Here is a 14,603-nt window from a genome sequence, read left to right on the forward strand (position 1 = left end):
TTACGCTATCTTCTTTCATGGTTCGCCCTCGCTAAGCGTGGGGCTCGGCTCCGGCCTATCCAGAGCAACCCCCGAATTCAGCTTACCGCGGGGGCGGCCACCTTCACCCCACGAACATACGGTCTAGGGGGACCTCGTAACGAGCGGGGTCCATCAAGCCGGCCGAGGTCAGCCTAGAACCAGACACCTTTTCCCTCGTGGGCAGGGCCAGGCTGTAGCCGTCTTTGTCACCCTGCGCGAAGGGCCACCGGAAACCCGGGTGGAACCCGATTGCGTATGGCAGTGCATCTTCTCCCGTGTTGATCACGTCGAACGTGATCTGAAGACCTCCAGCCGCCAGGAAATAAGTGACCTTCAGAACGAAGCAGAATGGATAGGATCGCAGGCTCTCGTCATTCTCCGCCGTCACGAGGACGACCTGGTCAGACGCCCGTTTCTCGATTGTAAACTTTGCCTGTCTGGCGAAACCGTGCGGCGGCATGGGATATGGCTTCCCGGCAATCCGAACGACCCCATCGTTCACGCGACCGATGACAGGGAAAAGGATCGGGCTCGTGCCGCTCCAGGAGGCCGCGTCTGCCTCCCACAATAGCTCATGCCCGCCGAGACGTAAGGGCAGCAGTTCCGCGCCGAGGAGCGCGATTTCCGCCCGCATGGCGCCAGAAGTGATTGTAACGGTGTCATCCATTGATCCGACTCCTCAAGACGCCGCGTGTTGAAAGATTGCCTGTGCGCCCTTGATGGCCATGTCCCGGCCGGCAGAGACGAGCCTGGCGCCGAAGGCTTCGACAACCACCTCGTAGACATCGACCAGATGGTCATCACCGACGACCGCGATCGGGTCGCCGGGGGAAAACCAGTTCTGCTCGCGCGCTTCCCTGAATTCCCAGCCGACGACCAGTCCCCAGAGGCGGCTGCGCATGTCCTGCTGCTCCAGCTCCCCGGCAAGCCAGGCAGTGCGCAATGAAAACAGACGGGTCAGCAGTCCGCCGGCCCTGCCGCTGTCGTCCATCGCGAGCTTCACGCCATCAAGAAATGCCTGCCCGGTCGCGCTCGCCTCTCCCTTTGCCGCTTTCATCAAAAAGGAATGGTGGGCGACCGTGTTGAACACCTCACTCGTGACGAAGGTGCGGAACCGATGAATTTGGCCGCCGCGCAGCTCCGCCCATTTGGTATGTGTGCCGGGCAGGACGACGACGATGTCGCGCTCCAGTCCAAAACCAACCAGCTGCGTCTCCTCGCCTCGCATGACGTCAGAATGGGGATGGGCCGTGCGGTCGGTCAGGCCGGGCAGCAGGGTGAGTGTGTCGCCATGCGGCAGTTCGATCGTCCGTGCGGCCGCAGCCAGGTCCGCGGCGCTGGCCGGTGTCGGCACATAGGGCATCTCGATCCATCCGTTGCGACTACCGATCATTCCCGACGCGATGATCGACAGTCCGCCGCACCGCGCGCGCCAATCTGCCAGCTCACCGGACAGAACCTTTTGATGCTCGCCATTCGGGACCGATTGAATTCCCAAATCGCCCGTCTTCACCTCGCGAACGTCGCCGCTCTCGTCGAGCAGCGCGGCGGAAAATCCCGTCGTGCCCCAATCGAGGACGACCGTGTGCCGGTATGTCCGATCGCTCACAGCAAACTCCTTCCTACTTCATTGCCGATTGACACCGCTTAACATTTCCGCATAAGGTCCACAATGCAAATTATAAGTCTCACAATATGGACCAAAAGATGCGACTGAGTGGAATATTGCCGGTACTGCCCACACCCTTCGCCGACGATGGCGTCGATCTCGATGCGATGCGTCGGCTTGTACGATTTGCCTTGGAGGGGGGTGTCGACGGCGTCGTCTTTCCGGGCTTCGCAAGCGAGGTCGAGGCGCTGAGTGCAGAGGAGCGAGCAGCCCTCCTGGCAGCCGTGGTGGCTGAGGTCGCCGGCCGGATCCCCGTCGTCGCCGGCGCAAGCGGGGGCACCGTGGCGGAGGTCGTCGCCCATGCGCACCAGGCGGCGGCCCTCGGCATCGATTTGCTGATGATCCAGCCGCCGAAGTCGATTGGCGCGGGTGCCGAGGCCGTCGCGGCATTTCTCGGCGCGGTCGCAGCCCAGGTGCCGAACGCTGAGATCATCCTTCAGAATGCCCCGGCGCCACGCGGATCCGACCTCTCGCCGGAAGCCGTCGTTCACGTCGTCCGCTCGGTTCCGTCGGTGCGTTACGTGAAGGAAGAGACGCTGCCGGCGGGTCCGGCAATCACGGCCATCCTCGCCGAGGCGCCGGAGCACCTGCGCGGGGTCATCGGCGGGGGCGGTGCCCGCTACATTCTCGACGAATACGAGCGAGGTGCCTGTGCGGCCATGCCGGCTCTGGAAATCGCGGACCTGCATGTGTCGCTCGATCGCGCTTTCCGCGACGGCCGGAAAAGCGAAGCCCGTGCCCTCTATATCCGTTCGCTGCCGCTTCTTGTTCTGCAGGCCGTCTACCGTATGCGGTTGACCAAGCATATCCTGATGCTGCGTGGTGTCGCCGACAACCGCATCGTGCGCGCGCCGACCCCTGAAATCGACGCACTTGCCCTTCGAGACATCGACGCATCCTATGCGGAATGTGGGCTGGGACGTCCCGGCGAGGGAGAAAACGCATGATCGATCGGGTCAAGTCTGTCGAAACCTTCACGCTGACCATTCCGCGCGACCGCCCGTACCTTGGAAAGGCGCGCAGCGGAGAGGAGCCGAGCGCACGTGGCTATCTCGTGCGCAAGGGCAACAGGACGGTGTATCCCGTCTTCGATCGCAGCGTCCTGGTGCGCATCGAAACCGTGAATGGCGCAGTCGGCTGGGGGGAAACCTACGGGCTCGTCGCCCCGAAGGCGACGATGGAGATTATCGACGATCTCCTGGCAGACTTCACGATCGGCCGGGATGTCTTCGACGCTGCCGCAATTCACGATGACCTCTATGACCTCATGCGGGTGCGCGGTTATACCGGCGGCTTCTACCTGGATGCGCTGGCGGCCGTCGACATCGCGCTTTGGGATCTGGCGGGCAAGCTCGCGCAACTGCCGCTCTGCAAACTGCTCGGCGGCCAGCGACGCGAGCGCATCGACGCATATGTCTCCGGATTGCCGGAAGACACGCGCGAAAAGCGCGCCGAGCTGGCGCTTCATTGGCGCGAGAAGGGGTTTTCGTCCTTCAAGTTTGCAGCACCGGTGGCCGACGACGGCGTCGCCCGCGAAATTGAGACATTGAGAGCGCGGCTGGGGCCATCAGCGCGTATCGCCTGCGACATGCACTGGACGCATACGGCCAGCGAGGCGATCGCGCTGATCAAGGGAATGGAACCTCATGGCCTCTGGTTTGCTGAGGCGCCGGTTCGCACGGAGGACATCGATGGTCTGGCGCGCGTGGCAAATGCCGTCGCAAGCGCCATCGCCGTCGGCGAGGAATGGCGAACGGTCCATGACATGGTGCCGAGAGTCGCTGTCCGGGGGATGGCAATCGTCCAGCCCGAGATGGGGCACAAGGGTGTGACCGAGTTCATGCGCATCGGACAATACGCCCAGGCCCATCACATCAAGGTTATTCCGCATGCGACCATCGGCGCCGGCATTTTCCTGGCGGCAAGCCTTCAGGCGAGTGCTGCGCTTGCAATGGTGGATTGTCACGAATTTCAGCATTCGATCTTCGAGCCCAATCGCCGGCTGCTCGAAACGGACATGGATTGCGTGGCGGGAGAATACGTCCTGCCGACGGGAGCCGGCCTCGGGGTGGAGCTCTCACGAGAGGCTTTGTCGCTTCTGAAGAAGCAGTGAATGAACAACGGAGGAGTGGAGGAATGATGAAGAGGATCAAGGACCGGATCGCCGCGGCGACCGTTGCAGGCCTGCTGGCCGGATTTGCGCTGCCCCAGACGGCCGGCGCTGAAGCGCTCAAGTTCGTCTCCTGGCAGAAAGACGAACGGGGTATCGGGGACTGGTGGGGCACGGTCATCAAGGAATGGGAGGCGAAGCATCCGGGTGACACCATCGAATGGACGAAGGTGGAGCGAAATGCCTATGCCGATACGATGACAACCCTGTTTGCCGGCGGAACGCCGCCGGACATCGTCCATCTCGCCTCGTTCGAGTTCCAGACCTTCGCGAACAACGGCTGGCTGGAGGATCTCGGCCCCTGGATCGAGAAGGCCGGACTCGATCTGAACGGCTGGAGCGGGCAGAACACCTGCCAGTTCCAGGGCACGACCGTCTGCGTCATGATGCTCTATTACGGCGTTATCTTCGGATACAACGAAGACATGCTCAAGCAAGCGGGCGTGGCGGTACCGAAGAACTACGAAGAGTTCCTCGCCGCTGCACGCGCCACCACCAAGGACCTCAACGGCGACGGTATTCTCGACCAGTTCGGAACCGGCCACGAGACGAGAGGTGGCAGCGGCCAGTACCTGGCGGAAATGGCGAGCTACCTCTTCGATACTGGCGCACGTTTCACTGATGCCGAAGGCAACGTCACGATCGACACGCCCGAAATGGTCGAAGGCCTCAAGCGCTGGAAGACGGTCGTGACGGAAAACCTGACACCGCGCGACCTTTCCGCCGGCGAGGTGCGCAAACTCTTCGCGGACGGCAAGATCGCCCTCAAGATCGACGGCCCATGGATCTACCAGATCATGCAGGACGGGACAGCGAAGGATAAACTGAAGCTCGCTAGCGTGCCCTTCGATCCGCCTCTCGGCGGCTCCTCGAATGTCCTGGCGATGCCGAGCGAAATCCCGGACGAGAAGAAGCAACTGGTCTGGGACTTCATAGCCATAGCGACGTCGCACAAATTCCAGGGGAGTTTCGCGACGATGGCCGCCTCGACGCCGCCGGATCCGAATGCTGATCTGACGGAGGCGAAAGCCAAGCTGCCACACTTCGAACTCATGCTTGAATCGCAGCGGGCTGCGGCCAAGAACCGGATCGACCGCATTCCTGTCGGCCTCGAGGTCCAGTTCAACGAGTTTTCGAAGATGGTCCAGGAAGAGGCGCAGCGGATGATCATCGAGGATCTCGATCCGGCTGTCGTTGCGAAGACGATGCAGGAAAAGGCCGAAGCGCTCAACTAGCGCGAGCCTCTCGCCCTAGAGACACACGAACGTCCAGGCGCCCAACGGCGCTTGGCGCTCCCAACCTGAAAGCAACGCCATGAGCCTACGCTTCTTCGACCTGGCAAGGCCCAGCCGTCAGCATTATCTCGGCTATCTGCTACTGCTGCCGGCCGTCGCACTGGTCGCGCTGATTATCATCTATCCCCTGTTCGTCTCCCTGGATCTGTCGTTTCAGAAGGTCGGGATGGCGACGCTCAGCGCGCCGCGAAAGCCGTTTACTCTTCAGAACTACGAGAAGCTGTTCACATCGCCGGAGTTCTGGACAGCCTGCTGGGTGACGATCAAGCTCGTTGTCGTGGTGACGGTCGCCTGCTTTGCCGTGGGGCTTGCAACAGCCCTTCTGGTCAACAATCGCTTCAGGGGACGCAGCCTTGCGAGGCTCTTCGTCGCCTTGCCTTGGGCGGTTCCCGAGGTCATCGCGGTCGTCATCTTTTCCTGGATCTTCGATTCCTCCTTCGGTCTGATGAACTGGCTCCTCATCAAGCTCGGCCTGACCAGCGGCATGATCAACTGGTTCTCTGATCCGACAGCAGCCTTCTGGGTCGTCGCCGTCACGATGATCTGGAAGGGCTATCCGTTCGTCTCGATCATGACGCTCGCCGGTCTTCAGTCTATACCGGACGACTTCTACAATGCCGCGAAGGTCGACGGAGCCAACGCCTTCCAGCGCTTCCGCTACATCACCGTCCCCGTGCTCATGCCGGTACTGGGCGTGACGCTTGTGCTGGTCGTGCTGTGGGTGTTTCGCGATTTCTCCATCATCAAGGTGCTCACGGATGGCGGACCCCTGAAGTCCACGACGACGCTGTCGATCATGACGTACGACCAGGCCTTCGGCTTCTTCAACATGGGTTACGCATCGGCCATCGGCATCGTGACGCTCATCCTTTGCGTAGTGGTCAGCCTATTGATGCTCGGCCGCAAATCGCAAGCAATGTACTAGGGGGCCATCATGAAACGCACAGGGCTACAATCCCTTGCTCTCTATGCCGGTGTAATCGCCGTCTGTGGGATTCTGCTTTTTCCGATCTACTGGCTCTTCGTCACCGCCTTGTCGACGCTTTCCGAAATTCGGTCGTTGCCCCCGTCTTTCTGGCCGGCCGAGCCGCAGTGGAGCACGTTCGCCAAGGTGGCCACCGAGCGCCCGATCCTCTTGTGGCTGATGAACTCGACGCTGGCGGCCGCCGGCTCCGTAGCGCTATCGATGATCGTCTCGGTCTTTGCTGGCTACAGTCTTTCGCGCTTCAGCGTGAAGGGCAGCCGGCCCCTCGGCTTGTTCATCCTTACGGCGAAGATGCTGCCTGCAACGCTTCTTGTGATACCGCTGTTCGGGATCTTCCGGTCGATGGGGCTGATCGGCAGCCTTTGGTCGCTGGTTCTGGCACATTCGACGCTCATCATCCCCTTCACCACATGGATGCTGAAAGGCTATTTCGACACCATTCCGCGCGAACTTGAGCAGGCCGCCATGGTCGACGGCTGCTCGCCGCTCGGCGCGTTGTTCCGGGTCGTGCTTCCCGTGGCAACACCGGGCCTGGCGGCGACGGCACTCTATGCCTTCGTTCTTTCCTGGGCGGATTACGCCTACGCGCGGACGTTCCTGACCAACGCTCAGGGCAACTGGACGGCCAATCTCGGCATCACCACGATGAAGGGCGAATACGTCACGGATTGGAACGAAATCTCGGCCGCCGCCGTGTTTGTGGCCCTGCCCATCGTCGTCATCTACCTGTTCCTCGAACGTTACTTGGTCGGTGGGCTCACCGCCGGCGCGGAGAAGTGAAATGGCTGGAATAAGCATTCAAGGCGTGCACAAGAGCTACGGCGCGCTCAACGTATTGAAAGAATTCTCGCTCGAGATCACGGACGGCGAATTCGTTGTGTTGGTCGGCCCGTCCGGCTGCGGCAAGTCGACTATGCTCAAGATTCTCGCGGGGCTCGAGGCTGCAAGCGGAGGCAAGATCCTGATCGGCGACAGGGATGTCACCGATCTCGCACCGGGCGACCGCGATATCGCCATGGTCTTCCAGAACTACGCGCTCTATCCGCATCTGACCGTCGGACAGAACATCGGCTTCGGCCTCAAGATGCGCGGCATGGCAAAGACCGAGATCGACAAGCGCGTGCAGGAGGCAGCCCGAATCCTGGCGGTCGACCATCTGCTTGATCGCCGGCCGAAAGCCTTGTCGGGCGGCCAGCGGCAGCGCGTGGCGCTCGGGCGCGCCATTGTGCGCGAACCCCGCGCCTTTCTGATGGATGAACCGCTGTCGAACCTCGATGCCAAGCTGCGTGTTCACACCCGCGCCGAAATCAGCGCGCTCCACAAGCGCATTGGGGTCACCACCGTCTACGTCACTCATGACCAGATCGAAGCGATGACGATGGCGGATCGGGTGGTCATCATGCGCGACGGCCTCGTCCAGCAGATCGCCGACCCGGATACGCTGTTTCAGAAGCCGATAAATCTCTTCGTTGCCAGTTTCATCGGCTCCCCGGGCATGAATTTCCTTCGAACTCGCATCACGGGCGGACACATCGAGCTGTTCGGGCAGACCTTCGCCGCTCGGCCGGGGGTCGCTGACGGGGAGGTGATTGTCGGCATTCGTCCCGAGCACCTCTCGCTGGGGCAGGGCGGCGTAACCTTCCAGGTGAAGCCGGTGCTCGTCGAAAGCCTGGGATCCGAAAAATACGTCTACTTCGAACCAGGCCAGTACGCCTTCCACCAGGGCCGTGAGGACGAGCGCGGCAAGGGGTTGATCGCCCGCGTTCCCTATTCCGGCACGATCCGGGAGGGCGAAGAGCTCTCGCTGTCCTTCGACCCCTCTCACATCCACCTCTTTGACGCACAAACTGAAAAGGCAATCGACAGATGAAAGTGCTTGTAACTGGCTCGGCGGGCAGAGTCGGATCGTTCGTCATACGGGATTTGCTGGCCGCCGGCCATCGCGTCAGGGGGTTCGATCTGCGACCCGCCGGCATCGAGCAGGACGGCTTTGACGAAGTTGTCGGAGCCTTCGACGACGAAGAAGCGGCGCGCCGCGCTTGCTCGGACATGGACGCCGTATTGCACCTCGGCGCCTTCATGTCGTGGTTGCCGGATGACCGGGAGAAGCTGTTCCGCGCCAATGTGGAGGGCACGCGGGTCGTGCTGGAAGCAGCAGTGGCTGAAAAGGTCGGCCGGTTCGTTTTCGCGAGTTCCGGCGAGGTTTATCCGGAAAACAAGCCGGAGTTCCAGCCGATAACCGAGGCGAATGGCACAAACCCGTTGTCGCCCTACGGGCTGACCAAGCTGCTCGGCGAGGAACTGGTGCGGTTTCAGGATCGTGTCTCGTCCATGGAAACCGTGATCCTGCGTTTCTCGCACACGCAGAACGCCTCCGAACTCCTGGATGCGACGAGTTTCTTTTCAGGCCCGCGCTTCTTCCTGCAGCCGAAGATCCGCCAGCAGGAAGGTTTCGGCAACAGGGCGGCGGTCGAGGTGCTGCGGGCAGCGGACCCCGGCCGCCCCGCATTGATCCTGTCTCGGAACGAAAACGGGCGCCCCTTCCGCATGCACATCACGGACACGCGCGACATGGCCCAGGGCGTTCTACTAGCGTTGACGCATGAAAAGGCGCCGGGCGGCACGTTCAACCTCGGCTCCAGCGATCCCGTTGACTTTGCTGACGTTCTACCGGTAATGGCGCAAAGGACCGGTTTGCCACTCGTCACCGTGGACCTGCCCGGCCCCGGTGTGTGGTATCACACCTCCAACCAGCATATATGCGACACGCTTGGCTTCGCGCCGCAATGGCCGATCATGCGGATGCTAGATGAGGCGGTAGAAGCATGGAAGAAAATGCCAGCGTAGGCCTGGAGGATCGCGGGGCACCGGCGGGCGCTGCAGCGCTCGCCAAGGGCCTCGCCCTGCTCGACCTCATCGCGGAAGCCACGAAGCCGCTTCGGTTTGCCGATCTGCAAAGGCAGAGCGGCGTCCCGAAGCCGACCCTGGCGCGTATGCTCAAAACCCTGATGGTCTATCGCCTGGTTCGCCAGGATGATGAAAGCGGTGCCTATCTGCTGGGCAACCGCTTTCTCGAACTATCCCATCGCGTCTGGGACAAGTTCGACCTGTTGAGCGCCGCTCTGCCTGAGCTCCAACGGCTGTCCATCGATCTGGGAGAAACCGTCGCGCTATGCCGTCTCGATGGTTCGCGCGTCGTCTATCTGGAGGAGCGGTCGAGCGGCGGACTTGGCGTCCTGATCGAAGTCGGGCGCAGGGTTGCGATCCATTGCTCGGCGGCGGGCAAGGCACTCCTGGCGTTCCAGGAGCCGACGTTTGCACGCAGCCTGATGGCGCAGCTGTCCTACGACCGCTTCACCCCGAAAACGATAACCGATGCGCAGTCGCTCGAGGCGGATCTGGTGCTGACGCGGGCACGGGGATATGCCGTCTCTTACGAGGAGCATCTGGTCGGTGTGAATTCCGTTGCTGCGCCGATTGCCGGGCGGGACGGCGTACCCATCGGTGCTCTCGTCGTCCTCGCCCCGGCCTCGCGCCTCGACAGTTCCGGAATTCACCCGGTGGGCCGGGAGCTCATCGCCTCCGCCCGCCGCATCACCGGAACGGCCGGAACTGTCGCGATCAGTTCGGGCCCGCGGCCGCGAGAGCGGACGTCCACATCCAGTTTTGTGCACTGCGTGCTGCCGTGGGGCGCTCAGCTGGGCGAGGCACCCGTCTGGATCGAGCGGGAAAAGCGGCTGTACTGGGTCGATATTCTTCATCCCGCCGTCCACCGCTTCGACCCGGTGACCGGCAAGAACGAGACCTGCAACGTTTCCAAACTTGTCAGCGCCGTGCTGCCTGCTATCGATGGAAGGCTCGTCGTTGCATCCCAGGACGGAGTGGAGTTTCTGGATTTCGACCGCGGCACCTTCACCCTCTTTGCCGAACCCGAGCCCGGCATGCCGGAAAACCGCCTGAACGACGCAAAGACCGACGCGCGCGGGCGGCTTTGGGTCGGCTCCATGCGCCTCGATGTCAGCCGGCCGACCGGGAACCTCTACCGGATTTCCGGCAGCGGAGAGGTTCACCGGGCCGCGGCCGGATTGACAGTCGCAAACGGGCTTGCATGGAGCTCCGACGGCCGGATCTTCTACTTCGTCGATACAGTGCCGGGCATCATCTACGCGTATGAATTCGACATTGGGGAAGGCCTCATCGGCAATCGCCGGGTGTTCGCCCGAATCCCGGAATCCGAAGGCCGGCCCGATGGCCTGACGGTCGACGCTGAGGGCGGCGTCTGGTGCGCGATTTGGGACGGATGGCGCGTGGTGCGCTACCATCCCGACGGCAAGATCGATCGTGTCGTGGACCTGCCAGTGCCGCGTCCGACGAGTGTCGCCTTCGGCGGCGACGATCTAGCAACCCTTTTCATAACGAGCGCCCGCACGCGTCTGCCCGCTTCGACGCTCACCGAAGCACCGCTATCGGGGGGCATTTTCGCATGTACGCCTGGAGTGCGTGGCTTACCCGCAGACCTCTTTGGTGGATGAAAGGACTTTGATGACATACCAGGACATGTTCTCGATGAAGGGGCGGACGGCACTCGTCACCGGTTCCAGCCGCGGCATCGGTGCGGCAATCGCAAAAGGGTTTGCCGCCTATGGCGCCCGCGTCGTTGTCCATGGACAAACGGAAGGTGCAGCAGCCGACGTCGAGCGTTCCATTCGGGAGGCCGGGGGACAAGCCGTCCCCGTTTACTGTGATCTGTCTAGCAAACGGGCTGGACGCATGCTCATCGAGCGCGCCGAGGCTGCGGCTGGTCCCCTCGACATTTTGGTGATCAACGCGTCCGCACAGATCAATGGCACCTTTGAGGATGTCAAACCCGAGGACCTTGATCTGCAGATCGATGTAAATTTGCGGTCAACCGTCGACATGCTGCAAGCGGTGCTTCCGTCAATGGCGGAACGCGGCTGGGGTCGCGTCATCAACGTCGGTAGCATCAATCAGATACGGCCAAAGGCGATCGTCTCGATCTACGCCGCCACGAAGGCGGCTCAACACAATCTCGTCCAGAGCCTGGCGCGAGACTACGCCGGCAGGGGTGTGCTTCTCAACACACTGGCCCCGGGCTTGATCGATACCGACAGGAATGCGGACAGACGTGACTCGGATCCTGAAGCGTGGGCGGACTACGTCCGCAAGCTGAACTGGATGGGTCGGGCAGGACGACCTGACGAAATGGTTGGTGCGGCGCTATTTCTGGCGTCTGAGGCGAGCAGTTTTGTAACCGGCGAGACACTCATTCTTTCCGGTGGATATTGAGTTAAAGCGCCCTACGGCTAGGGTGACGTCGAGGCCCTAGACCGCCAGTTTGAGGCCGAGCGACCAAAGCAGACGATAGGGGCAGACTCCTTATCCAGCCGCCATCGAGAATGACTAGCCCAGCCAGTTCCATGCGCCATGTTCTGACCAGCCGTTGCATCATTCTGAGGTTCTTTTGCTTGAAGCGAGCTGGATCAATCTCTGCCAGGCGTTGCTGGCCTCTGCAGGAGTCCACTGCGGCGCTTTTCTATAGCTGTCGCCACGGATCGTGATGACATGGCTGTCCGGGATCGCCAAACACCGTTCCCTATTCTCCGACACTGCGGTTGGAGGTGACGAGCATTGGCACCCATTTCATAGCGCCGGACACGAGCTGGAAGAGCAGATGGGTTGCATTGAGTTTGAACGGAAGATAGCCAAGCTCGTCGATGATGAGCAGCTTGGGAATTGAGATTGCCAGCCGAGCCGGCATTCGCCGACTGACGGCGCTTGTGAAAAAAAGGCGAGGGGCAAAGGCCCCTCGCCGCCAGGATAGAGTTCTGCCGGTCTGTTTACCAGCAGACTGTCCCGCTTAACGCGCGGTTGACACGACGCCGCCGCTTTCGCTGCCGCCGCCGCTTTCAGTGCCGCCGCCGCTTTCAGTGCCGCCGCCGCTTTCGCTGCCGCCGCCGCTTTCGCTGCCGCCGCCGCTTTCGCTGCCGCCGCCGCTTTCGCTGCCGCCGCCGCTTTCAGTGCCGCCGCCGCTTTCACTGCCGCCGCCGCTTTCACTGCCACCGCCGCTTTCGCTGCCGCCGCCGCTTTCGCTGCCGCCACCGCTTTCACTGCCGCCGCTGCCGCCGTCTCCACCGCCGCTGCTGCCGTTGTCTCCACCGCCGCCGCTGCCGCTGTCTCCACCACCGCCGCTGCCGCTATCAGCGCCCGTTCCGCTCGCACCGTCGCTTTTGCCGCCAATTTCGCCGGCTCCGCCGATTTTGCCGCCGTCAGCGAATGCTGGCGCCGTGTAACCCGCCGCAACGATGGCGCAGATAGCAACTGTTTGAAGATACTTTTTCATGCTGGTCTCCCAATGTTGATTCAAGTATTTGCCCAGCCGCCGAGCAATAACTCACTCCTCAACAACGAGGCTAGGCATGTCCTTCCGTGACCTCCACTAAGCATAGGTTGCGTGCACCGCATCCAGAGCCGGAGTTTTGCTGAGGCCGTAACAGAACAAATATCCCGGGACGAAGATAACCCCCTCCGGTGCCACGTTTTTTTCGGGGTCGTCGGAGCCGTCAATTAATCGCTTCGGAAAGCCAATGTTTTTTTCACATTTACTAATAAAATTGCGGGTGACATGACCAAAGCTGCACATTTGAAGCCGATTTCGAACCATAGCGTGTGCAAATAACCCCACCGACGGCGCTGATCCCTGCGAAGCTACAGCATCACCTGAGTGCGTTTCTCGCTTGGCGAAATCATGCGCGGCATTCCCCTGAAACAGGAATCGGATCCAAAAACTGTCGCGCACCTCACCGAATGGTTGTGCGGGCTGCGCCACGACTATGGCGACCGGATGCGTTGAGGGAGGGCACGGCATCGACACGCCATTGGAGCGACAAGGAACTGCAGGCAGCCGGGTGCTCCCGATCGGGTCAATTATCTTCCGGTAATTCATTGGATGCTCCCGTACGGGGCATGGCCAAAACCGGGCCAACGGAAAAGTACCGCCATGGGCCGGGGATTCCGGGCAGGTCGAGCTCCCCGCGTGGATCAAAGGAGAGGTTTGTACCGATGGCGAGATCGCGCACGGTGCGGGAGGCGATGATATCGCCCGGTCTCGCGCAGCCCGCAAGTCCCGCTGCAAGCTGCAGGACCGGGCCGGCATAGAGGCCGTGGTGTCTTCCGCACTCGCCGATGTGGATGGCTGCTTGCACATTCAGGCCGATTTGATTCAGGCGGCTCCGAAGATCGAATGCACAGGCGATCGCCTGGCTGGGTTGCCGGAACACGGCGACAAGCCCGAAATCGTGGAGGTCGATCGCCTCACCGTCGGCAGCATGGGCTGCTGGCCCGGGACACGGCAATGGTCTTCTGTAAGGCTCGGCTGGTGGAGAAGGGTATTCCACCTGAGCAGACATCGTAGTAAGTTGGACTTGGCAATGCGATTATGGCCTCTATTATGGGGGCCGTTTTTTTGACGGGTGCAGCCGCCCCACAGTTAAGCGCGTCGTGCTCGCGAAGCGAGCTGCTATCTGTGAGAAAAGTTTATTCCAGGCGGCCGACAGATGGAGGGAACGACCGCCTGGTCGTCTAGGGGCGCGTAGAGGAACTCTCGACTAGTGCCCACGATTAGATTTTCCCACTGCTCCGAGCTCGGCGACCTTTCGATCGAGGTCGATTTTGTATGGTCCGAATTTCTCGAACAGTTCACGTGCGACAAGGGGCATAAGCCGGTGCGCGCGGATGAACTCTTCCAGGTCGTACCGCTGATTCCAGCCGTGAACCACCTTGCTATACTGTTGTCTGGTGTCTTCGTGTTGCATGGCCGTATTCTCGACGTTGCCTGTTTCGCAGCGTGACCGGGCTGGCTTAATCAGCAAAAATCGCCTCTCGTGAAAAAAGTTCCAGAGATTCGTGATGTCACTGTGCGTCCTCGGCTATCGGCTTCAATGCATGGTGGCCGCACGCGGCGATTCATTCCAAATCGAGCGACTGCTTCAGTTCGTCGATCTTCTTGGATGCTTCCGCCTTGGTCAGATCCTCAGCATAGGCCTCGGGCTGATGCGCCTGCTCCGACAGGGTCTTCAGATAGGACCGCTGCGCACCGGTCATCGGCTCGTCGCCGCTGACCCAATCGTCGGGGTCTTTCTGTGTGTTGGAAGAAGGATCGGTTTTCGGATTGACAGTCATAACACCCTCCTGAATTCGTTCTCTAAACGTTCCAGGGCGCGTGCGGGTTCCAACCATCTGTCGATCGTCGCCTGTGTCGTCGGCCCTTCATTAGAAGTGAGCGCCGCACCCGGTAGAGAGCCCGTTCAGAGTATACCGGCGACCATTAGATGATCCGCACGCGGCGACCAGGTCCTGGGCTCCTCTCTCAGCCAAACGGTTCACGATCTGCAAGCGTGAACGATTTAGGCTGCCCGCCGTCCGGTATGGCAGTCGGAGATCGAA

The 14,603-nt window shown here is 61.4% G+C and carries 16 protein-coding genes and 1 pseudogene; 11 read left to right on the top strand and 6 right to left on the bottom strand.

The features are described from left to right. Positions 1-103 precede the first annotated feature (103 nt). Positions 104-688, bottom strand: coding sequence for a hypothetical protein (locus tag C6558_RS30635; RefSeq protein ID WP_107028057.1), 585 nt, complete (start codon positions 686-688; stop codon positions 104-106). A 12-nt stretch (positions 689-700) separates the two neighbouring features. After that, positions 701-1,630 (bottom strand): 2-dehydro-3-deoxygalactonokinase, encoded by a 930-nt coding sequence (locus C6558_RS30640; protein WP_107028058.1) that lies wholly within the window; start codon positions 1,628-1,630, stop codon positions 701-703. A gap of 86 nt (positions 1,631-1,716) precedes the next feature. Here C6558_RS30640 and C6558_RS30645 point away from each other — a divergent pair, with 86 nt between their 5' ends. The 9 genes from C6558_RS30645 to C6558_RS30685 all read left to right on the top strand — a co-directional run bounded on the left by C6558_RS30645 (position 1,717) and on the right by C6558_RS30685 (position 11,447). Further along, a complete protein-coding gene (locus C6558_RS30645; protein ID WP_107028059.1) occupies positions 1,717-2,637 on the top strand; it encodes a dihydrodipicolinate synthase family protein in 921 nt (306 codons plus the stop codon). Then, a complete protein-coding gene (locus C6558_RS30650) occupies positions 2,634-3,803 on the top strand; it encodes a mandelate racemase/muconate lactonizing enzyme family protein (protein ID WP_107028060.1) in 1,170 nt (389 codons plus the stop codon). The genes C6558_RS30645 and C6558_RS30650 overlap by 4 nt, the downstream gene beginning before the upstream one ends. A 26-nt stretch (positions 3,804-3,829) precedes the next feature. Beyond that, positions 3,830-5,095, top strand: coding sequence for an ABC transporter substrate-binding protein (locus C6558_RS30655; protein ID WP_107028101.1), 1,266 nt, complete (start codon positions 3,830-3,832; stop codon positions 5,093-5,095). A 79-nt stretch (positions 5,096-5,174) separates the two neighbouring features. After that, complete coding sequence (locus C6558_RS30660) at positions 5,175-6,080, top strand: carbohydrate ABC transporter permease (protein ID WP_107028061.1); 906 nt, start codon at positions 5,175-5,177, stop codon at positions 6,078-6,080. A gap of 9 nt (positions 6,081-6,089) precedes the next feature. Further along, a complete protein-coding gene (locus C6558_RS30665; protein WP_107028062.1) occupies positions 6,090-6,920 on the top strand; it encodes a carbohydrate ABC transporter permease in 831 nt (276 codons plus the stop codon). A 1-nt stretch (position 6,921) separates the two neighbouring features. Further along, complete coding sequence (locus C6558_RS30670) at positions 6,922-8,010, top strand: ABC transporter ATP-binding protein (protein ID WP_107028063.1); 1,089 nt, start codon at positions 6,922-6,924, stop codon at positions 8,008-8,010. After that, positions 8,007-8,987 carry an NAD(P)-dependent oxidoreductase gene (locus C6558_RS30675; protein ID WP_107028064.1) on the top strand — a complete coding sequence of 327 codons (981 nt, stop codon included), beginning with the start codon at positions 8,007-8,009 and terminating at the stop codon, positions 8,985-8,987. The genes C6558_RS30670 and C6558_RS30675 overlap by 4 nt, the downstream gene beginning before the upstream one ends. Then, on the top strand, positions 8,966-10,672 hold the full coding sequence (locus C6558_RS30680; protein ID WP_107028065.1) for an SMP-30/gluconolactonase/LRE family protein: 1,707 nt from the start codon (positions 8,966-8,968) through the stop codon (positions 10,670-10,672). The genes C6558_RS30675 and C6558_RS30680 overlap by 22 nt, the downstream gene beginning before the upstream one ends. A gap of 10 nt (positions 10,673-10,682) precedes the next feature. Beyond that, positions 10,683-11,447, top strand: coding sequence for an SDR family NAD(P)-dependent oxidoreductase (locus C6558_RS30685; RefSeq protein WP_107028066.1), 765 nt, complete (start codon positions 10,683-10,685; stop codon positions 11,445-11,447). A 307-nt stretch (positions 11,448-11,754) separates the two neighbouring features. Here C6558_RS30685 and C6558_RS41775 read toward each other — a convergent pair whose 3' ends face one another. Continuing rightward, positions 11,755-11,919 (bottom strand): ATP-binding protein, encoded by a 165-nt coding sequence (locus tag C6558_RS41775; RefSeq protein ID WP_371412314.1) that lies wholly within the window; start codon positions 11,917-11,919, stop codon positions 11,755-11,757. Positions 11,920-12,018: 99 nt separating this feature from the next. Continuing rightward, the gene (locus C6558_RS40410) at positions 12,019-12,501 is read right to left on the bottom strand and encodes a hypothetical protein (RefSeq protein WP_199197068.1); all 483 of its coding nucleotides are present in this window, start codon (positions 12,499-12,501) and stop codon (positions 12,019-12,021) included. 390 nt (positions 12,502-12,891) lie between these two features. On the opposite strand from C6558_RS40410, the pseudogene C6558_RS41100 reads away from it, so the two are divergent. Then, positions 12,892-13,005 (top strand): annotated as a pseudogene (locus C6558_RS41100) (type II toxin-antitoxin system VapC family toxin); the annotation flags it as partial. 76 nt (positions 13,006-13,081) lie between these two features. Here the strand turns inward: C6558_RS41100 and C6558_RS30710 are convergent. Beyond that, positions 13,082-13,555, bottom strand: a complete 474-nt coding sequence (locus tag C6558_RS30710) for a hypothetical protein (RefSeq protein ID WP_146160923.1) — start codon at positions 13,553-13,555, stop codon at positions 13,082-13,084. A 213-nt stretch (positions 13,556-13,768) separates the two neighbouring features. On the opposite strand from C6558_RS30710, the gene C6558_RS39765 reads away from it, so the two are divergent. After that, the gene (locus tag C6558_RS39765; protein WP_113567802.1) at positions 13,769-14,008 is read left to right on the top strand and encodes a hypothetical protein; all 240 of its coding nucleotides are present in this window, start codon (positions 13,769-13,771) and stop codon (positions 14,006-14,008) included. 115 nt (positions 14,009-14,123) lie between these two features. On the opposite strand, the gene C6558_RS30720 is transcribed toward C6558_RS39765, so the two are convergent. Continuing rightward, positions 14,124-14,339: a DUF3072 domain-containing protein gene (locus C6558_RS30720; RefSeq protein ID WP_057206695.1), complete on the bottom strand. Its 216-nt coding sequence runs from the start codon at positions 14,337-14,339 to the stop codon at positions 14,124-14,126. Positions 14,340-14,603: the final 264 nt, after the last annotated feature.

It is taken from the genome of Ensifer sp. NM-2 (genome assembly GCF_003024455.1).
Classification (GTDB): Bacteria; Pseudomonadota; Alphaproteobacteria; order Rhizobiales; family Rhizobiaceae; genus Ensifer; species Ensifer canadensis.